The following is a 19,284-nucleotide window of genomic DNA, read 5'->3' on the forward strand; positions in this document are numbered from 1 at the left end:
GCGGTTCAACCTGGCTGGTAGTCGCGGAAGCTGGCCGGCAACGCCGCGAATGTCGCGGGCCGATGCTTTTCGAAGCCGGCCTGGTCGACGTAGACGAAGCGGTACACGGTGCCCGCATCGGCGGCCGTGGCATCTGCACACCAGCCAGCCAAACGCTGCATCTTCTGCGGCAGGTCAAGCTCGGCACGGCCCTTGGTCTCGATGATCCAGACAATCCCGTCGGTAGTCCTGACGATGAAATCGGGGACGTAGTTGGACAGCTCGCCGCTGGCCTTGACGTAGTCGATCTTGAAGCCGACGGCGAGGTAGTTCTTGGCGAAGGCGGCGACATCCTCTGCGCCATCGAGGAAGGCGGCGAAGGCCAGCTCCAGCCCACCGGCGTTCGGCTCGCCCACGATCTTGTTGAACAACGAACGCTTCGGCACCAGGTACGGCCGGTTCTCGGTGCGGAACGGGCGTGTGTCGCGCAGGCGCAGATAACCTTCGATGCCGACGCTGCCGGCGTCGCGCACGGTCAGCGCATTGATCGCCTTGGTGAAGTTGTCAAACAGCAGCTTGCCGGCGGCGGGCTCGGCCAGATTGCGCAGCACCATGGGATTTTCCAGGTCGACCGGGCTGCCCTCGAACAGATGATCGCGCATGAAGTCGCGCACACGCGGGTACAGCAGGTCGTAGCCGCCAACCAGCTTCAGGTCCTTGAGCAGCTGGCGGGCAAAGAAGGCGACCACCGAGCGATAGTCGACCGGACCGCTGGCGTCCAGTTCGATGCTGTGATGCTCGTTGTCGTCAAGCATGGTCTTGAACACGATCTGGCGGGTTTCTGCCGGGGTGAAAGGCTTTAGCGGCAATGGCACGTTGTAGAAGCCAGCCGGATCGAGCGTGGCCAGATCGCGGTATTCGCGCTGGTAGCGGCGGGTGAGTCGCGGCAGGGCGATGTCCAGCGCATCGAGGTCCTTGGCGGGGTTGCCGGTATCCACTTCCACCACCAGTGAATCCTTGCGTTCGGCACCCTTGCCCATCGGCACGTGTTCCAGCTCGACGCCTTCGGTCTTGATGGTCTCGACGAAATCCATGAAGGCCTGCGTGCCCATCACTGACACGTATTCGTTGGCACTGCTGCCGAAGTACATGCGACGCAGGCCTCGACCCAGCGTCTGCTCGGGCAGGATATTGCTCTTGGAAGTGTATGCGCGCAGGCCGACGATGGTGGTGACGTTGCGTACGTCCCAGCCTTCCTTGAGCATCAGCACCGAGACGATGGCCTTGTACGGGCTATCCCAGCCGTCGATGCTGTTGGACGCCTTGCGCAGGGCGACCAGTTCTTCGTTCTTCTTGCCGGAGGCGGCTTCGGAAATCTCGCCGTTGTTCTTGGTGTGGATGACCAGCACGCCGCCCTGAAGCTCGGGGCAGATCTTTTCCAGGTGGGCGCCGACTTCATCGCAGTTGCGGGTATCGTCGACCATCACGAACAGCACGGCTTTCTTGCCCAGCTTCTCGTGCTCGGCGTAGCTCTTGCGCCACTCCTCGACACCCAGTTGCAGGTAGTCGGCATAGCGCTCGGTGAAGAGAGCGCTCTTTTGTTCTTCGAGGCGATCGATGCTGGCGCGGTCAGGCAGCACCGGGTGCTTGACCACGTTTTGATGGATCGCCTCGACCAGCGGGTAGTCGGATACGGTCTGGACGAAGATGGCACCGTTGTTGTGCTTCGGCGTGGCGGTGACGTCGATCTGCAGCGACAGGCGGCCATCCTTCTGCAGCATGCGGTGATGGATGTCCTGGATGGATTTGAACCACGCCATGCGTTCGTCGTGGACGTGGTGCGCCTCGTCGTTGAACACGGCCAGCTCGTCGATCTCGCGCACGATTTCGCCGAGATCGGTATTGCTGTCGGTGGTCTTGCCGACAGGCTTGGGGCCGAACGGACTGAGAAAGTAGTCGCGCAGGTCGTCGTCTTCGAGCGATGGCTCGGTCACATCGCCAAGGTAGACGCGATGGATATTGGTCAGGAACAGGTTGCCGGTGGGACGCACGATGCGTACCTGGTCCTGCACGTGCAGCGTGAGCTGGAAATCGTCGCGCCAGTTGCGACCGTCGTGGCCGTTGTCGGGCAGCACCGGATCGTTGAAGAAGATCTTCAGGCCATCGAAGTCGGTACGCAGCCGATCCAGCACGATGATGTTCGGCGCGATAAGCAGCATGTTGCGCGCCAGTGCGGAGTCGGGTTCGTAAAGCTTGTGGAAGTAACACCATGCGATCAGCAGCGACAGCACCTTGGTCTTGCCCGAGCCGGTGGCCATCTTGCTGACGTAGCGCGGCCAGTCTTCGGGGAACATGTTGGCCGATATGGAGCCGGAGGCATCGAAACGCATCAGGTCGTACTTGTCGCGCGCCTGCTTGACGTCATACAGCCAGATGACCGTTTCCACCGCTTCGCGCTGGGCGAAGTAGTACTGGAACGTAGTCAGCGTGCCGTCGGCCTGCTCGACCTGATGCGGGGTCTGAAACCACCAGCGCAACAACGCCTGTGACGTACCAGACGCACCCGGGTAGCCCGCGTCGCGCCATGCACTGACCTCCTCGCGAATCTTGGCCACCAGCGGTGGCAGCAGATTCTCGTAAGCCGTCTTGCGCAAATCCTCGGACGCTGGAAACCAGCGCTGATCCGGCTTGGGTATGGCATACGGCGAGGATGGAAATTCCGGATGAAGTGCCATGCGGTGCGACGCCCCTGTTTACTGTGACCTGGCTTGTGGCACAGGTGATTCCTTTAGTTTATACGCTGTCGCCTCGGAGACGGGGTCGATCCAATGTCGCGTCATGCGCCCGCAAGTGTCGTGCGCGACTCCGCCCCCGCCAGCTCATGCATCCAGTCCACCGCGCCATCAAGCACGGTGGCGACCGGCACGCCACGCGACGAGAAAATTTCCGCCAACGCCTGGTAATACCCAAGCGTACCCTCGCGCCCACCGGTGAAACGATCGAACACGCGCGTGCCCACGTCCGGGTTTTCCAGATCCTGCACGATGGCCCGCGCGTTGTGCAGCTTGTCGCAGGCGGAGACCAGCAAGGTCTGCTCGGATGCCGCCCGCAGATGCGCGAGGTAGGCGAGCTTGCGTTCGATCCAGTCGCGGCGTTTGGCGTCGGGGTCGGTGTGGCTGGCCTTGCCTTCGGCGGTGCCATCGGTGCAGGCCTTGACGATGTCGGCGACGGCGTCGCCGAACTGGGCGCGGATCACGTGTTCGTGCGCGGCACCGCAATCCTCCAGGGTGTCGTGCAGCAGGCCGGCGATGGCCTGGTCCTCGTTGCCGCCGAATTCGATCACCAGGCTAGCCACGCCGAGCAGGTGGTAGATGTACGGGATGTTGGAGCCCTTGCGGAACTGCGCGGCATGGGCAGTGCGGGCGTAGTCGACGGCGCGGCTGAAGCGGTCGGTGAGTGCGGTCATATTGTCCCCCTTGGGTGTTTCACCGCGCCCATGATGTCAGTGACACGTCGCAGGGGGCGAGATTGTTGCCCGCCCTGCGGGGGGTATTGGCACAACGCGGTGATGGTTCGACCTGCCCTCGCCCGTTGCCGTGCACGCACGCCATGCACGCCCGGCCGTACCATCGCCAGACCCGGCCACGTCGGAGCAGGAGCACTCCCATGCTGTACAAGAAGCAGACATTGAAATCGGTCGATCGCGCGTTCGAGGACGTGCAGGCATCGGTAAAGGGTCACGGCTTTGGCCTGTTGCACCACTACGACTTCCGCAAGACGCTGGCCGACAAGGGCTTCGACCTGCCCAACGAGTGCCTGGTGCTGGAGGTCTGCAATCCGCGGCAGGCGGCGGAGGTGCTGGGCATCGACATGTCGCTGAACATGGCGCTGCCCTGCCGCATCTCGATCTACGAGGATCACGGCAAGACCTGGATCGGCATGGTGCCGCCGACCGCGCAGTTGTCGCTGATCTCCCACGACGACCCGCGGATCGCCGAGGCGGCGCGTGCGGTGGAGCAGACGCTGAAGGAGATCATCGATTCGGCGGCCTAGCCGGCATGGCCATGCCGATGCAAGGAGCGCACGCCGGGCAGATGCGCGACTGCGGCGCGGACAACAAAAAGCCCCGTCATGCGGGGCTTTTTGTATCGCGCGTCGCCTGCAGCAGGATCAGGCGAACGGATCATCCAGCACGATGGTGTCATCACGATCCGCACCGGTGGCGACCAGCGCCAGCTTGCAACCGGAGAGTTCTTCCACCGCGCGCAGGTAGGCGCGGGCGGCGGGCGGCAGCTGGTTCCAGTCGCGGATGCCGGCGGTGGATTCCTGCCAGCCGGGGAATTCCAGGTAGACCGGCTTGCACTCGTCCCAGCCGTCGGCGTCGAGCGGGGCCAGTTCGCGGCGCTTGCCGCGGTATTCGTAGGCGATGCAGACCTTGACGGTTTCCAGGCCGTCGAGCACGTCGAGCTTGGTGATGGCCAGGCCGTTGATGCCGTTGATCTGGGTGGCGCGCTTGAGCGCGACCAGGTCGATCCAGCCGCAGCGGCGCGGGCGGCCGGTGCTGGCGCCGAACTCGTTGCCGACCTTGCGCAGGCGCTCGCCCATGTCGTCGTTCAATTCGGTCGGGAACGGGCCGCTGCCGACGCGCGTCGCATAGGCCTTGCAGATGCCCAGCACGTAGTCGATGTCGCGCGCGCCCACGCCGGTGCCGGCCAGCGCGCCGCCGATGGTGGTGTTGCTGGAGGTGACGTAGGGATAGGTGCCGTGGTCGATGTCGAGCAGCGCGCCCTGCGCGCCTTCGTACAGGATGTTGCCGCCCTCGGCGCGCACGTCGTGCAGGATGGTGGCGACGTCGTCGACCAGCGGGCGGATGTACTCGCCCCAGGCCAGCGCGTCCTTCAGCACGGTGTCGTAATCGACCGGCTCGACTTTCAGCCACTGGGTGAGGATGAAGTTGTGGTAGTCGACCGCGGTCTTGATCAGCGCCGGCAGTTCGTGCGGGTACATCAGGTCGGCCACCCGCACGCTGCGGCGGGCGACCTTGTCTTCGTAGGCCGGGCCGATGCCGCGGCCGGTGGTGCCGATGGCCTTGCCGCCGGCAGCGATCTCGCGCGCCTTATCGACGGCGATGTGGTACGGCATGATCAGCGGCGTGGCCGGGCTGATCTTCAGGCGCGAACGCACCTCGACGCCGTTGGCCTCGAGCTCGGCGATTTCCTGGATCAGCGCTTCGGGCGACAGCACCACGCCGTTGCCGATCAGGCACAGCGCGTCGTCGCGCAGGATGCCGGAGGGGATCAGGTGCAGCACGGTCTTCTTGCCCTTGATCACCAGCGTGTGGCCGGCGTTGTGGCCGCCCTGGAAGCGCGCCACCGCGCTGACGCGCTCGGTCAGCAGGTCGACGATCTTGCCCTTGCCTTCGTCGCCCCACTGGGCACCAAGAATGACTACTGACTTGCCCATGCTGCATTACTCCGGGAGGTTCTCGTTTCGTTGGTCACGCCCGCTGAGGGGCGTCGTCAAATGTCTTGCGCGTCATTCCGGCGCAGGCGGGAATGACGCATGGTTCGGGATAACGCCGAACCCGCCGACTCAGCGCTTTGCGGCGGGCTGGCCGAAGTAGCGCAGGAACTCGTCGTCCGGCTTCATGATCATCACGCCCTTGCCGTCCTCGAACGATTTCCGATAGGCGGCGAGGCTGCGATAGAAGGTGAAGAACTCCGGATCCTGGCTATACGCCTGCGCGTAGATGGCGGCAGCCTGGGCGTCGCCATCGCCACGGATCTTGGCCGCATCACGCTGGGCATCGGCACGCAGCACCTGGCCCTGGCGATCGGCGTCGGCCTGGATCGTCTCGGCCGATTCCTGGCCGGTGAAGCGCAGTTCGTTGGCCAGTTGCAGGCGCTCGGCGCGCATGCGCTTGTAGACCGACTCGCTGACCTCGTTGGGCAGGTCGATGCGCTTGATGCGCACGTCGACCACGGCGATGCCGAGGTTCTTGCGCGCCGACGCATCGGTCTGCGCGCGCACGCGTTCGGTGATGTCCTTGCGACCACCGGAGATCAGGTCGGGCAAGGTGCGGGCGTTGAACTCGAAGCGCAGCGCGTCCTTGACGATCGGGGTGAGCCGCTGCGCGGCCTGCAGCTGGTCGCCGCCGGTGGCGCGGTAATACGCGGCATTGTCGGCAACGCGCCACTTCACGTAGAAGTCGACATTGACGCTCTTCTTCTCGGAGGTGAAGTAGCGCTCCGGCGGCGCGTCCAGCGACAGGATGCGTTTGTCGAAATGCATCACCTGCTGGATCACCGGCAGCTTGAAATGCAGGCCCGGCTGGTAGTCGGTGTGCACGATGCGGCCAAACTGAAGCAGCAAGGCGCTGTGCCCCTCGCCGACCACGAACATGCTGTTGAGGCCGAGCAGGAGCACCAGGATCGCGATGATGGCGGAGCCGATCTTCATCATGGCTGGGCTCCCTTGTCGGCGGCACTGCTGCTGTTGGCAGGCGACGTGGTCGGCACGATCGCGCCCACCGTGGCCGAGCCGCTTTCAGGCGCCGCCGGGGCACCCTGCAGCGGCGGCAGGGTGATGATGTTGCGGCCGTTGGAGCCGTCGATCACCTTGGGGTTGTTGGCCATCACCTGTTCCATCGTTTCCAGCCACAGCCGCTTGCGGGTGACTTCGGGCGCGGCCTTGTACTGGGTCAGCAGCAAATCGAAGCGCGCGGAATCGCCCTGTGCGCGGGCGATGCGCTCGGCCTTGTAGCCGGAAGCCTCGGCGGCGATGCGCGCGGCGTCGCCGCGGGCCACCGGCACCACCTTGCTGGCGTAGGCCAGGGCGGCGTTCTCGATGCTCTGCTTGTCTTCGCGGGCGTTGTTGACGTCGTCGAAGGCGTCCTTCACCTCGTTCGGCGGCGCCACGTTCTGGAAGCTGACCTCGGTGACGCGCAGGCCGGAGTCGTAGCCGTCCAGCGTTTTCTGCAGCGCGACCTGCGCCTGGCTGACCAGGCTCGCGCCCGCGGCGGACAGGATCTGGTCCATGTCGCTGCTGCCGATCACCGAGCGCACGGCAGCTTCGGCGGCGGCGCCGATGGTGCCGTCCGGGTCGTTCAGCGAGAACAGATACTTGCGCGAGTCGTCCACCTGGTACTGCACGGTGAAGTCGATGGTGATGATGTTCTCGTCCTTGGTCAGCATGGCCACCTTGTCGGTGACCGAGCGGATCCGCGTGGCCTCGACCTTGTTGACCGACTCGATCGGCTGCGGCAGCTTCAGGTGGAAGCCCGGCGGCAACGTGCGCGAGTACTGGCCGAAGCGCAATACCACGCCGGCCTCGCGCGCACCGATGATGGTGTAGCTGCTGAACAGCAAGCCGACCACCAGCAGCACCAGTACCGCGGTGAGGATGCTGCCGGGGCCCTGCCCCAGCCTCCCCATGCGGTTCTTCAGCTGATTGAGCAGGTCGTCCACGGACGATTTGCCGGAGGGGCGCTTCCTGTTCCAGGGATCACGTTGCCCGTTCTTGCCGGGTTCATTCCATGCCACGAGTCAGTCTCCTTGAAGCCGTCGGGAGGCCGGCAACCGCGGCCGGAACACGCGTTGAACCGGGTTACACATGAGATTCAGCCTGAGCTTTCGATGGGATGCGCGGCCGGGTTGGTGAGGACCGCACAAACGCTGGACATATTAGCAGAGCCGGATGGGCCCGTCCGCGCACCAGCGGTCATTCCACCACAGTCAGCAACCCTCGCAGCAGCAGGGTTTCGGCGGGGTCGCCACCGCTGAGCGGCGCGATGACACTGCGCGGCGCGTCGATGCGCAACTGCCAGCCGTGTTCATCCACCGTTTCTCCGCTGATCGCGCCAGCCGCCTTCAGCCGCGCGTGCAGCCGTCCCGCCGTCAGCGGCAACTGCAATGCCGACTGCACGCGTTCGCCACCCAGCAGTTCGCCCAGCGCCTGACGCAGCAGGTCGAGACCGACCCCGGTGGCGGCAGACAACCAGACGCGCACGGGTTTGCCGGCGGCGTCGCGGTCGATGCGTGGTTCGCTGCCGGCCAGGTCGATCTTGTTCATCACGTGCAGCTGCGGCACGTCGCCAGCGTCGATTTCCTCCAGCACGTTGTCGACCACGCGATGCAGGCGGTCGCGCTCTTCGTCGGCGGCATCGCTGACATGCAGCAGCAGGTCGGCGTCGCGCGCTTCGGCCAGGGTGGCGCGGAACGCGGCGACCAGGTCGTGCGGCAGCTCGCGGATGAAGCCCACGGTATCGGCCAGCACGGCCGGGCCGCAGCTGAGGTCTTCCAGCTTGCGCACGGTCGGATCGAGTGTGGCGAACAGCAGATTGGCCGCGTAGACGTCGCCGGTGGTCAGTGCGTTGAACAGGGTGGACTTGCCGGCGTTGGTGTAGCCGACCAGCGCCACCTGCGGCACCGTGTTGCGCAGGCGCGAGCGACGCTGCTGGCCGCGCTGGGTCTGCACTTTCTCCAATCGCTTGGTGAGCATCTTCACGCGCACGCCGATCAGGCGACGGTCGGTTTCCAGCTGGGTTTCGCCGGGCCCGCGGTTGCCGATGGCGCCGCCGCGCTGGGCGTCCAGATGGGTCCAGCCGCGAACCAGCCGGGTTGCCAGGTGCTTGAGCTGGGCCAGTTCGACTTCCAGTTTGCCTTCGTGCGAGCGCGCACGCTGGGCGAAGATGTCCAGGATCAGGCCGGCGCGGTCGACCACGCGGATGCCCAGATGCTTTTCGAGGTTGCGCTCCTGCACCGGGGTGAGCACGTGGTCGACCAACACCACGTCGGCTTCCAGCGCACGCGCCGCCTCGGCCACCTCGTCGGCCTTGCCGCTGCCGATGTAGAAACGCGGGTTGGGGTCCTCGACACGAGCGCTGACCACGCCCCGCACCTCGGCGCCAGCGGACTTCACCAGTTCGGCGAACTCTTCGGCGCGCCGGGCCGTATCGCCTTCGCCGCGGGAATGCGGCAGAACCAGGACGGCACGATCGCCTTTCTCTTTTCTGTCAAACACTAGTGGGTGTGATCCTTTGGAAACAGACCCACTTCATGCGGGCTGGAGGCCCGTCTATCAAGCGTCCGCGTCGGCAGAGGCCGATGTGTCGGCATGATGGTCGTGACCTTCATGGCCTTCATGGCCGTCGTGGCCATTGCCGATACGCACGTTGCGGCTGGGCACCACGGTGGAGATGGCGTGCTTGTAGACCATCTGGCTCACCTGATTGCGCAGCAGCACCACGAACTGGTCGAACGACTCGACCGTGCCCTGCAGCTTGATGCCATTGACCAGGTAGATGGCGACCGGCACGCGTTCGCGCCGAAGCGCATTCAGAAACGGATCCTGCAACGATTGCCCCTTGGACATCTCTTGTTCTCCCCTTGCCACGGACAGGTCCGGGAAAAAACGCCAACGGCGCCCCGGCCCAACATGACGGGGATGTTAGCTGCTTTCAAATGCTTGATGAAAGGAGATTTTTACGCCGCGCAAGTGCGTTGGGTCACGATGGCGGCACGAGTCGGCGGTCAGCGTCCGCCCGGCCGGCGTGAAGCGCCCAGAAAGAGCTGCACGGCATCGGTGGCGCGCGCGATGAGCGCGGGCTGATCCGGATCGAACAGGCGTGCGCTGTAATCGCTGCGCAGCCAGGTGATCTGGCGCTTGGCCAGCTGGCGAGTGGCAAAAACGGCGCGGTCGCGAAATTCCGCCGCATTGGTCACGCCGTCCAGATGCTCCCACGCCTGCCGGTAGCCGACCGCCCGGATCGCCGGCAGCTCGGCATGCAGGTCGCCGCGAGCGCGCAGCGCATGCACTTCGTCGAGAAACCCCGCCGCCAGCATGGCGTCGAAACGCCTGGCGATGCGCTCGTGCAGCGTGCGGCGATCCGTCGGCAACAGCGCCAGCTTGAGCACGCGCCACGGGAAGGGCGTGGCCGCGCTGCCGCGCTGCAATTCGGACAACGGCCGGCCGGTCAGCTCGATCACTTCCAGCGCCCGCTGCAGCCGTTGCGCGTCATTGGGGCCGATCCGTGCTGCGGCCAGTGGATCCCGTTGCGCCAGCTGTCGATGCATGGCCGGCCAGCCAGTCTGCCCGGCCTCCGCGGAAAGTCGCGCGCGGATCGCCGGGTCGGCCTGCGGCAAATCGGACAACCCCTGGTGCAGCGCGCGGAAATACAGCCCGGTTCCACCCACCAGCAGCGGCACCCTGCCCTGCGCGCCGATCTGCCGCATCACCGGCAACGCATCGGCGCAGAAGTCCGCCGCTGAATACGGCTGCGCCGGGTCGCGAATGTCGATCAGTGCATGCGGATGGCGGGCCAGCGTTGCCGCGTCTGGCTTGGCCGTACCGATGTCCATCCCGCGATAGACCAGCGCCGAGTCGACGCTGACCAGGGCCAGCGGAAACTGCTCGCTCAGCTCGCACGCCAGCGCGGTCTTGCCCGAGGCGGTGGGGCCCATCAGGAAGATGGCGAGCGGGCGGGCATCGATAGACATCATGAAAGTGTAGGGGCCACGGTGCCGGGCAGCCAGCAAGCGGCGTCGCCTTGCAACTCAGAGCAGCCCTGCGCCCGGCTGGTTCTATAATTGCCGCCTCCCCGCCCGGCTGTTTGGGCCTACCGATGGATTCCCATGTCGCAGACGATGAAGGCCCTGGTCAAGCGCAAGCCCGAACAGGGCATCTGGATGGAAGAAGTGCCGCTGCCGGTGGTCGGCCCCAACGAGGTGCTGATCAAGATCGAGAAAACCGCGATCTGCGGCACCGACCTGCACATCTACAAGTGGGACGAGTGGAGCCAGCGCACGATCAAGCCCGGCCTCACCATCGGCCACGAATTCGTCGGCCGCATCGCGGAGATCGGCCCGGGCGTGACCGGCTACAAGGTCGGCGACCGCGTCTCCGCCGAAGGCCACATCGTCTGCGGCCACTGCCGCAACTGCCGGGCCGGCCGCCAGCACCTGTGCCCGAACACGATCGGCATCGGCGTGAACCGCAACGGCGCGTTTGCCGAGTACATGACGATGCCGGCCTCGAACCTGTGGCCGATCCCGGATCAGATCCCATCCGAGCTGGCCGCGTTCTTCGACCCGTACGGCAACGCCGCGCACTGCGCACTGGAATTCGACCTGATCGGCGAGGACGTGCTGATCACCGGCGCCGGTCCGATCGGCATCATCGCCGCCGGCATCGCCAAACACATCGGCGCGCGCAATGTGGTGGTCACCGACGTCAACGACTATCGCCTCAAGCTCGCCGCCGACATGGGTGCAACGCGCGTGGTCAACGTCTCGAAGCAGCCGCTGCGCGACGTGGTCAAGGACCTGCACATCGAGGGCTTCGACGTCGGCATGGAGATGAGCGGCAACCCGCGTGCATTCAACGACATGCTGGAATGCATGTACCACGGTGGCAAGGTAGCGATGCTGGGCATCATGCCGCGCGGAGCCGGCATCGACTGGGACAAGGTGATCTTCAAGGGCCTCACCCTGCAGGGCATCTACGGCCGGCGCATGTACGAGACCTGGTACAAGATGACCCAGATGGTACTCACCGGCTTCCCGTTGCAGAAGGTGCTGACCCACCAGATCGCCATCGACGATTTCCAGAAGGGTTTCGACCTGATGGATGCCGGCACGTGCGGCAAGGTCGTCTGCTCCTGGATCTGAACGCACGGCCAGCCAGCCCTGTTTCGCCGCCGCCGAGGTCGTCTGCCGCGCGCTCCGGTGCGGCAGCAGGCAGGCGCCAACCCGATCGCGGCAAGCCCCGGCAAAGCCAGGGGCTTGGGTGGCGCCGCGCCGCGCGAAACGGCTTGGCCGGGGCGCCAACGCTGCTTTTGGGCTGGAGCGGGCCGCAGGACGTCTTACTTGGTCTATATTTGCGAGCCGGTTCCATCGTCGTGGCACGGACTCGCCCGGCAGGGGAAGTTGCTGTTCGCCCCGGCTCACCAGCCGCACTCGCTGGAATGAAACACTTCGATGAATCCGTCCAACAACCCGGAGTCGAAAATGCGCTCATTACCTCCCCTGCGCATCCTGCTGTGCGAGGACGAACAGCTGATCCGCATGCTGCTGGCCGATACGCTTTCGCACAAAGGGCATCACGTTTTCGAAGCCTCGTCCGCGAAGACCGCGCTGCAGCACGACCTGGACAATGTCGACGTGCTGATCACCGATATCGGTTTGCCCGATGGCTCGGGGATCGACCTGGCGCAGGCGGTGCGAATCCGCCGTCCCAACCTGCCGGTGATTTACGCCACCGGACACGCGGATCATGGCCTGACGCTGGACGCGCACTCTGCCGCGGTGATCAAGCCCTACGGGGCAGAGAAGCTGTTCGAGGCGATGGAGCGGGTGACGGGCCACGCCCCTTCCGTGTAGCCGGGTCTCGCTCGCAGCCAGGCTTGTGCTCGACCAGAACCATGCGCGCGAAGACATGCTCGCGCGCTGCGCACACGGCCGCAGGCGCCATGCGCAAGGCACAGTTAGCGGCGCTGCCGTCCGCGCCAACGCCGCCTCAGCGCGATGGCCGGTTCTTGCGCCATACGGCCAGGATGATGAGGGCGAATGCCGACAGGCGCACGAGATACGCCGCGCTGCTGTCCTCCGCGTAGATGTTGGCCGAGGCAATGACGATTTGGCCGACGCTCAGCAAGGCGAAGGCCACGGCGAAGGAAAGGAAGAGCGCGTCGGTGGTGCGTTTCCAGAACCTCAGAAAAAACATGGCCGCGAGCATGTAGCCCAGTGCGACTGCACCCGAGAGGAAGTAGATCGTCGCCATCGGTTACTCCCCTTCCCCGTTCCAGATGAAGCCGAACAGCAGGGTCGCGATCGCGGCAAGCGAGATCAACCCTCGCAGAATGGCCAGATCAAGCTGGGGCAAGACCACCAGATCCAGCACCAGCACGAGGTTGTTCAGCGCGAGCATCGAGAAGCACAGCGTGCTCCAGAACAGCAACGCGTTCCGGGTTCGACGAAAGCTGCGCCCCAACATGATGGCGCACAGGCTGGCCGCCAGAAAGCAGAGCAGATAGACCGCTGGGGCAAAATAGTGGGTCACGCTAGCCCTTCCTGAACTTGAAAGCGTCGGCGAACTTGAGCAGGTGGTTCGACTGCGAGCGAATGATCATGCGACGAACGGCATCGGGAGAGTGCGCGTAAAGTGACCGCGCCGAGATCACCAGCAAGTGAACTTCCTTCGAGGCGGGAGCGTAGCGAAAACAATCCCCCGGTTCCGGCACCAGTAGCCCCCCCGCGTTGAGGTTGTCGACTGCCTGGTTCACCACCAGTTCGCTGGCGCGCAGTGATGCGACCATTTCCGGGCAGGACCAGCAGCGGGTGGCGTCATCCGCCAGCAGGAACAGCAGTTCCAGCGACCAGATCGATCGGAATGTCGAGCGCAGGAACTCCGATACATCCTTTTCAACCGGCATTGCTGAGTGTGTCCCCTGATGCCTGGGAGTCGGCGCGAAGCTGTCCGGTGAATCACGGGCAGACGAGCGCGCTGCGGCGAAGGCTGGACATGGTAGGCCCTGGGTCAACGGTTGCCAAGGCGACCGTTACCCCAGGTCACCGCAACAAGCGCGGCATATATTTGAAGTGTCCGGCGCGGTATCGGCACTGGGCCGGCGGCGTGCAACCTCCCGCCATTTTCACGTGAAATTCACGGCCCGCCACCACCGTGGCCGCCCATGGAACGGGCTGGCGTTGAGCCCGCCTCGCCGGTAGGTCATGATGGGAGACAGCTTGCGTCCTCTTGCCCAGCGCAGCGTGGACGCAATCGCGCTCCGGGCAGAACCAGCATCGCATGCATGCCGAACGTGGCGAAATGGCGGGCGGCCCCTGCTGCCGTTCCGAGTTTGGCACCGTACCTTTGCCCAGCCGTCGCGCTTCGGCATCACCTCGCGAGTACCCCCATGTCGACAACGGAATCTGCCGTCAACCACGATACCGCCCAGCAGCTTCTGGATCGCCGCGAGCTGATTGCCGCATTCCGGCGATTGCGCCGCGGCGACTTCCACGTTCGCTTGCCCGATGACCTCACCGGACAGGACGCCGAACTGGCACAGCTGTTCAATGAAGTGGTCGGCCTCAATGAACAGATGGCGCAGGAGTTCCAACGCCTCTCGATGGTGGTCGGCAAGGAGGGCAAGATCACCCAGCGCGGGCGTGTCAACAACGCCACCGGCGGATGGGAGAGTTCCATTCAGGCGGTGAACGAGCTGATTGACGACATGGTGCAGCCCACCGCCGAAGTGGCCCGCGTGATCGGCGCGGTGGCCAAGGGCGACCTGTCGCTGTCGATGACGGTGGAGATCGACGGGCGCCCGTTGCGCGGCGAGTTTCTGCGCATCGGCAAGGTGGTGAACACCATGGTCGAACAGCTCGCCTCGTTCGCTTCGGAGGTGACCCGCGTGGCGCGCGAGGTCGGTACCGAGGGCAAACTCGGCGGCCAGGCCACCGTGAAGGGCGTAGCGGGCACCTGGAAGGATCTCACCGACAACGTCAACGCGATGGCCACCAACCTCACCGGGCAGGTTCGCAATATCGCCGAGGTGACCACTGCGGTGGCGTCCGGCGACCTGTCCAAGAAGATCACCGTCGAGGTGAAAGGCGAGATCCTGGAGCTGAAGAACACCATCAACGTGATGGTGGACCAGCTCAACTCGTTCGCCTCGGAAGTGACCCGCGTGGCCCGCGAGGTGGGCACCGAGGGCAAGCTCGGCAGCCATGCGCGAGTGCCGGGCCTGGCCGGTTCGTGGGCCGACCTCACCGACAACGTCAACGCGATGGCCGGCAACCTCACCGTGCAGTTGCGCGACGTGTCGAAGGTCGCCACCGCGATCGCCACCGGCGACCTGACGCAGAAGATCACCGTCGACGTGAAGGGGGAAATCCTCCAGATCAAGGACGTGATCAACACCATGGTGGACCAGTTGAACGGCTTCGCCTCCGAAGTCACCCGTGTGGCGCGCGAGGTGGGCACCGAGGGCAAGCTCGGCGGTCAGGCGCTGGTGCCGGGCGTGGCCGGTACCTGGAAGGATCTGACCGACAACGTCAACCTGATGGCCGACAACCTCACCGGCCAGGTACGCAACATCGCCGAAGTGACTACCGCGGTGGCCTCCGGCGACTTGTCGAAAAAGATCACGGTGGACGTCAAGGGCGAAATCCTCGAACTGAAGAACACCATCAACGTGATGGTGGACCAGTTGAATGGCTTCGCCTCCGAAGTCACCCGCGTGGCGCGCGAGGTGGGTACCGAAGGCAAGCTCGGCGGACAGGCCCAGGTGCCCGGCGTGGCCGGCACCTGGGCCGACCTCACCGACAACGTCAACCTGATGGCAGCCAACCTCACCGGTCAGGTGCGCAACATCGCCGAGGTCACCACCGCAGTGGCGCGCGGCGATCTCTCCAAGAAGATCACGGTGGAGGTCAAGGGCGAAATCCTCGAGTTGAAGGACACCATCAACGTGATGGTCGACCAGCTCAACGGCTTCGCGTCCGAGGTCACTCGCGTGGCGCGCGAAGTGGGCTCCGAAGGCAAGCTCGGCGGCCAGGCGCGGGTGGAAGGCGTCGGCGGCACGTGGAAGGACTTGACCGACAACGTCAACCTGATGGCAGGCAACCTCACCGGCCAGGTGCGCAACATCGCCGAGGTGACCACGGCGGTGGCGCGCGGCGATCTCTCCAAGAAGATCACCGTGGACGTCAAGGGGGAAATCCTCGAGTTGAAGGACACCATCAACGTGATGGTCGATCAGCTCAACTCGTTTGCCTCGGAGGTGACCCGGGTGGCGCGCGAAGTCGGCTCCGAAGGCAAACTCGGCGGCCAGGCGCAGGTCATCGGCGTCGGCGGCACGTGGAAAGACCTCACCGACAACGTCAACGCGATGGCGGCCAACCTCACCGGCCAGGTGCGCAACATTGCCGCGGTGACCACGGCGGTGGCGCTGGGCGACCTGTCCAAGAAGATCACGGTGGATGTGAAAGGCGAAATCCTTGAGCTGAAGAACACCATCAACACCATGGTCGACCAGCTCAACTCCTTTGCCTCCGAGGTGACCCGCGTGGCGCGCGAGGTCGGTACCGAAGGCAAGCTCGGTGGCCAGGCCCAGGTGCGCGGCGTGGCTGGCACCTGGAAGGACCTCACCGACAACGTCAACCTGATGGCCGACAACCTCACCGGCCAGGTGCGCAACATCGCCGACGTGACCACGGCGGTGGCGCGCGGCGATCTCTCCAAGAAGATCACGGTGGACGTCAAGGGCGAGATCCTGGCGCTGAAGGACACCATCAACGTGATGGTGGATCAGCTCAACTCGTTCGCCTCCGAGGTGACCCGCGTGGCGCGCGAGGTGGGCACCGAAGGCAAGCTCGGCGGCCAGGCACAGGTACCCGGGGTGGGCGGCACCTGGAAGGATCTCACCGACAACGTCAACCTGATGGCGACCAACCTGACCAATCAGGTGCGTGGCATCGCCGACGTGGTGACCGCGGTGGCGGAGGGCAACCTCAAGCGCAAGCTGGCGGTGGACGCCAAGGGCGAGATCGCGGCGCTGGCCGACACGTTCAACGGCATGATCGAGACACTCGCCACCTTCGCCGACCAGGTCACCAACATGGCGCGCGAGGTCGGCATCGAGGGCAAGCTCGGCGGCCAGGCCCGCGTACCCGGTGCCGCAGGCCTGTGGCGCGACCTCACCGACAACGTGAATCAGCTTGCCGCCAACCTCACCAACCAGGTGCGCTCGATCGCCAATGTAGCCACCGCGGTAACCAAGGGCGACCTCTCCCGCTCGATCGCGGTGGAGGCTTCCGGCGAAATGGCCTCGCTGAAGGACAACATCAACGAGATGATCCGCAACCTCAAGGACCAGACCTTGAAGAACGCGGAGCAGGACTGGCTGAAGACCAACCTCGCCCGCTTTTCGCGCATGCTGCAGGGCGAGCGCGATCTGGCCACGGTGTCCAACCTGATCATGTCCGAGCTGGCGCCGCTGGTGAACGCGCAGTACGGCGTGTTTTACGTCGCACGCCGCGAGGACGACGAGACCGTACTCGACCTCGTCGCCAGCTACGGCGCGGAAAACAAGGGCACGCTCAAGCCCATGTTCAAGCTGCGCGAAGGACTGATCGGCCAGTGCGCGGCGGACAAGCGCGCCATGCTGCTGTCCGACGTACCCGGCGAATTCATCCGGATCGGCTCGGGTCTCGGTCACGCCGCACCAGCCAGTGTCACCGTGCTGCCGGCGTTGTTCGAGGACGACGTGAAAGCGGTGATCGAACTGGCCTCGTTCAACAGCTTCAACGAAACCCACCAGAGCTTCCTCGACCAGCTGATGGAATCGGTCGGTATCGTACTCAACACGATCGCCGCGACCATGCGCACCGAAGGGCTGCTCAAGCAGTCGCAGTTGCTGACCCAGGAGCTGCAGGCACGCCAGACCGAACTCACCACCAAGCAGGAAGAGCTGCACGTCACCAACGAAGAGCTCAAGGAGAAGGCCCAGCTGCTGGAGAACGAGAAGAAGCAGGTGGAGGCGAAGAACTTCGAGATCGACATGGCCCGCCGCGCCGTCGAGGAGAAAGCCGAACAGCTGGCGCTCACCTCCAAGTACAAGTCCGAGTTCCTGGCCAACATGAGCCACGAACTGCGCACCCCGCTGAACTCGCTGCTGATACTGTCCCGGCTTCTTGCCGACAACCCGCACGGCAACCTCAACGAAAAGCAGACCGAGTTCGCGCGCACCATCCATTCGGCCGGCTCCGATCTGCTCAGCCTGATCAACGACATCCTCGACTTGTCGAAAATCGAGTCGGGCACGGTGTCGATCGAGATCGCCGACATGCCGCTGATCAGCCTCAAGCAGCATATGGAACGCACCTTCCGCCAGCTGGCTGCCGACAAGAGCCTGCAGTTCAGCGTGGAGTTCGACAGCGCACTGCCCGGTTCCATCCTCACCGACGAGAAACGTCTGCAGCAGGTGGTGTTGAACCTGCTTTCCAATGCCTTCAAGTTCACCGCCAGCGGTAGCGTGACGCTGTCGGTGAGCCGGGTGAGCAGCGGCTGGAACGCGCATCACCCGATACTGCGCAACGCGCGGCATGCTGTCGCCATTGCGGTGACCGACACGGGTATCGGTATCCCGAAGGACAAGCAGAAACTGATCTTCGAAGCATTCCAGCAGGCCGATGGCACCACCAGCCGCAAGTACGGTGGCACCGGACTGGGATTGTCGATCAGCCGCGAGATCGCCCGTCTCCTCGGCGGCGAACTGCAGGTGCGTTCCACCCTCGGCCAAGGCTCCACGTTTACCCTGTTCGTGCCGTTGGAAGCGGTGGGTTCGGTGGCGTTGCCGGCCGGCGCCAGCAGCGCGCGCTACGACACCAGCGACGCGACGCTGCCCCATGCCCTGGTCAACCACATGGAGGTGACCGACGACCGCGAAACGCTGGGCGATTCGCCCTTTGCGTTGATCGTCGAGGACGATCCCGCGTTCGCCGCCATCCTGCTGGACATTGCGAGGGAGGCCGGCCTCAAGGGCGTGGTGGCCACCGCTGGCGCCGGCACTCTGGCGCTGGCGCGCAAGTTGCAGCCGCACGTGATCACACTGGATCTTGGCCTGTCCGACATCGACGGATTGGTGGTGCTGGATCTGCTCAAGCATGATCCCCAAACGATGCACATCCCGGTTCAGGTGATTTCGGGCGCGGAAAAACTCCGCTCGGCACTCTCTCTGGGAGCGCTCGGCGTTACCGAGAAACCCGCGACCTCGAGCCAGCTGGCCACCGTGTTCGCCGAGCTGGCACGCCACGTCCGCGATGCGCTTGCCAGCCGGCCCGACGTCGTTGCCCAGGCGCCTGGGGATCCCGGCACAGCGTCGCGCGCTGGCTCCGGACTGGCTGGGGCGAAGGTTCTCATCGTCGATGACGATATACGCAACATCTATTCATTGACCGGCGTGCTGGAGAGTTATGGTGTGGAAGTGCTGCATGCCGAAACCGGTCGCGATGGCATCAGCCTGCTGGAGCTGAATCCGGACATCGATGTGGCGTTGATCGACATCATGATGCCCGAGATGGACGGCTACGAAACGATGCGGCAGATCCGCGCGCGACCCGCCATCGCCGGCGTGCCACTGATTGCCGTGACCGCCAAGGCGATGAAGGGCGATCGCCAGAAATGCCTGGACGCCGGCGCTTCGGACTACATCGCCAAGCCGGTCGACGTCGAGCTGTTGCTGGCCCTGCTGCGTGTCAGGGTGGTCCACTCGCCGGACCACATGCCGACTGGGGACGCCTGACC

General features: G+C 64.8%; 15 protein-coding genes. 4 read left to right on the forward strand and 11 right to left on the reverse strand.

Features of this window, described 5'->3' with window-relative positions; genetic code table 11:
• Positions 1 to 5: 5 nt before the first annotated feature.
• On the reverse strand, positions 6 to 2,714 hold the full coding sequence (locus tag ACFPME_RS13040; RefSeq protein WP_377305990.1) for a DEAD/DEAH box helicase family protein: 2,709 nt from the start codon (positions 2,712 to 2,714) through the stop codon (positions 6 to 8).
• Positions 2,715 to 2,815: 101 nt separating this feature from the next.
• Positions 2,816 to 3,445 carry an HD domain-containing protein gene (locus ACFPME_RS13045; RefSeq protein WP_377305992.1) on the reverse strand — a complete coding sequence of 210 codons (630 nt, stop codon included), beginning with the start codon at positions 3,443 to 3,445 and terminating at the stop codon, positions 2,816 to 2,818.
• A 200-nt stretch (positions 3,446 to 3,645) separates the two neighbouring features.
• Between ACFPME_RS13045 and ACFPME_RS13050 the strand changes: the two genes are divergently transcribed.
• Complete coding sequence (locus ACFPME_RS13050) at positions 3,646 to 4,032, forward strand: DUF302 domain-containing protein (RefSeq protein WP_377305994.1); 387 nt, start codon at positions 3,646 to 3,648, stop codon at positions 4,030 to 4,032.
• Positions 4,033 to 4,149: 117 nt separating this feature from the next.
• On the opposite strand, the gene ACFPME_RS13055 is transcribed toward ACFPME_RS13050, so the two are convergent.
• From ACFPME_RS13055 to miaA, 6 genes are all read right to left on the reverse strand, one after another.
• Positions 4,150 to 5,442 carry an adenylosuccinate synthase gene (locus tag ACFPME_RS13055; protein ID WP_377305996.1) on the reverse strand — a complete coding sequence of 431 codons (1,293 nt, stop codon included), beginning with the start codon at positions 5,440 to 5,442 and terminating at the stop codon, positions 4,150 to 4,152.
• Between the two features lie 129 nt (positions 5,443 to 5,571).
• Positions 5,572 to 6,438, reverse strand: coding sequence for a protease modulator HflC (hflC, locus tag ACFPME_RS13060; RefSeq protein WP_377306778.1), 867 nt, complete (start codon positions 6,436 to 6,438; stop codon positions 5,572 to 5,574).
• Entirely contained in the window at positions 6,438 to 7,520 is a 1,083-nt protein-coding gene (gene hflK, locus ACFPME_RS13065; protein ID WP_377305998.1) for an FtsH protease activity modulator HflK, read from the reverse strand. Before hflK ends, hflC begins: the two co-directional genes overlap by 1 nt.
• 178 nt (positions 7,521 to 7,698) lie before the next feature.
• Positions 7,699 to 9,000, reverse strand: a complete 1,302-nt coding sequence (hflX, locus tag ACFPME_RS13070; RefSeq protein ID WP_377306000.1) for a ribosome rescue GTPase HflX — start codon at positions 8,998 to 9,000, stop codon at positions 7,699 to 7,701.
• Between the two features lie 57 nt (positions 9,001 to 9,057).
• Positions 9,058 to 9,351, reverse strand: a complete 294-nt coding sequence (gene hfq, locus ACFPME_RS13075; protein WP_377306002.1) for an RNA chaperone Hfq — start codon at positions 9,349 to 9,351, stop codon at positions 9,058 to 9,060.
• Between the two features lie 158 nt (positions 9,352 to 9,509).
• Positions 9,510 to 10,475: a tRNA (adenosine(37)-N6)-dimethylallyltransferase MiaA gene (gene miaA / locus ACFPME_RS13080; protein ID WP_377306779.1), complete on the reverse strand. Its 966-nt coding sequence runs from the start codon at positions 10,473 to 10,475 to the stop codon at positions 9,510 to 9,512.
• Positions 10,476 to 10,622: 147 nt separating this feature from the next.
• Here miaA and tdh point away from each other — a divergent pair, with 147 nt between their 5' ends.
• Together tdh and ACFPME_RS13090 are read left to right on the forward strand one after the other, a co-directional pair.
• Entirely contained in the window at positions 10,623 to 11,645 is a 1,023-nt protein-coding gene (tdh, locus tag ACFPME_RS13085) for an L-threonine 3-dehydrogenase (RefSeq protein WP_377306780.1), read from the forward strand.
• Between the two features lie 309 nt (positions 11,646 to 11,954).
• Positions 11,955 to 12,356, forward strand: a complete 402-nt coding sequence (locus ACFPME_RS13090) for a response regulator (protein WP_377306004.1) — start codon at positions 11,955 to 11,957, stop codon at positions 12,354 to 12,356.
• A 136-nt stretch (positions 12,357 to 12,492) separates the two neighbouring features.
• On the opposite strand, the gene ACFPME_RS13095 is transcribed toward ACFPME_RS13090, so the two are convergent.
• The 3 genes from ACFPME_RS13095 to ACFPME_RS13105 are packed head-to-tail and all read right to left on the reverse strand — an operon-like array spanning position 12,493 to position 13,408.
• A complete protein-coding gene (locus tag ACFPME_RS13095; protein ID WP_377306006.1) occupies positions 12,493 to 12,756 on the reverse strand; it encodes a DUF5985 family protein in 264 nt (87 codons plus the stop codon).
• Positions 12,757 to 12,759: 3 nt separating this feature from the next.
• Positions 12,760 to 13,035, reverse strand: coding sequence for a DUF5985 family protein (locus ACFPME_RS13100; protein ID WP_377306008.1), 276 nt, complete (start codon positions 13,033 to 13,035; stop codon positions 12,760 to 12,762).
• A gap of 1 nt (position 13,036) precedes the next feature.
• On the reverse strand, positions 13,037 to 13,408 hold the full coding sequence (locus tag ACFPME_RS13105) for a hypothetical protein (protein WP_377306010.1): 372 nt from the start codon (positions 13,406 to 13,408) through the stop codon (positions 13,037 to 13,039).
• A gap of 483 nt (positions 13,409 to 13,891) precedes the next feature.
• On the opposite strand from ACFPME_RS13105, the gene ACFPME_RS13110 reads away from it, so the two are divergent.
• On the forward strand, positions 13,892 to 19,282 hold the full coding sequence (locus ACFPME_RS13110; RefSeq protein ID WP_377306012.1) for a HAMP domain-containing protein: 5,391 nt from the start codon (positions 13,892 to 13,894) through the stop codon (positions 19,280 to 19,282).
• Positions 19,283 to 19,284: the final 2 nt, after the last annotated feature.

Origin of the sequence: Rhodanobacter umsongensis, from assembly GCF_042654965.1 — a bacterium.
GTDB lineage: Bacteria > Pseudomonadota > Gammaproteobacteria > Xanthomonadales > Rhodanobacteraceae > Rhodanobacter > Rhodanobacter umsongensis.

Excerpts from the sequence above, each read along its gene's own strand:
- ACFPME_RS13105 (WP_377306010.1), bottom strand. The coding sequence starts at position 13,408 with ATGCCGGTTGAAAAGGATGTATCGGAGTTCCTGCGCTCGACATTCCGA.
- hfq (WP_377306002.1), bottom strand. The coding sequence starts at position 9,351 with ATGTCCAAGGGGCAATCGTTGCAGGATCCGTTTCTGAATGCGCTTCGG.
- ACFPME_RS13055 (WP_377305996.1), bottom strand. The coding sequence starts at position 5,442 with ATGGGCAAGTCAGTAGTCATTCTTGGTGCCCAGTGGGGCGACGAAGGC.
- ACFPME_RS13090 (WP_377306004.1), top strand. The coding sequence starts at position 11,955 with ATGAATCCGTCCAACAACCCGGAGTCGAAAATGCGCTCATTACCTCCC.
- miaA (WP_377306779.1), bottom strand. The coding sequence starts at position 10,475 with ATGTCTATCGATGCCCGCCCGCTCGCCATCTTCCTGATGGGCCCCACC.
- ACFPME_RS13110 (WP_377306012.1), top strand. The coding sequence starts at position 13,892 with ATGTCGACAACGGAATCTGCCGTCAACCACGATACCGCCCAGCAGCTT.
- ACFPME_RS13095 (WP_377306006.1), bottom strand. The coding sequence starts at position 12,756 with ATGGCGACGATCTACTTCCTCTCGGGTGCAGTCGCACTGGGCTACATG.
- tdh (WP_377306780.1), top strand. The coding sequence starts at position 10,623 with ATGAAGGCCCTGGTCAAGCGCAAGCCCGAACAGGGCATCTGGATGGAA.
- hflC (WP_377306778.1), bottom strand. The coding sequence starts at position 6,438 with ATGAAGATCGGCTCCGCCATCATCGCGATCCTGGTGCTCCTGCTCGGC.
- ACFPME_RS13050 (WP_377305994.1), top strand. The coding sequence starts at position 3,646 with ATGCTGTACAAGAAGCAGACATTGAAATCGGTCGATCGCGCGTTCGAG.
- ACFPME_RS13045 (WP_377305992.1), bottom strand. The coding sequence starts at position 3,445 with ATGACCGCACTCACCGACCGCTTCAGCCGCGCCGTCGACTACGCCCGC.
- ACFPME_RS13040 (WP_377305990.1), bottom strand. The coding sequence starts at position 2,714 with ATGGCACTTCATCCGGAATTTCCATCCTCGCCGTATGCCATACCCAAG.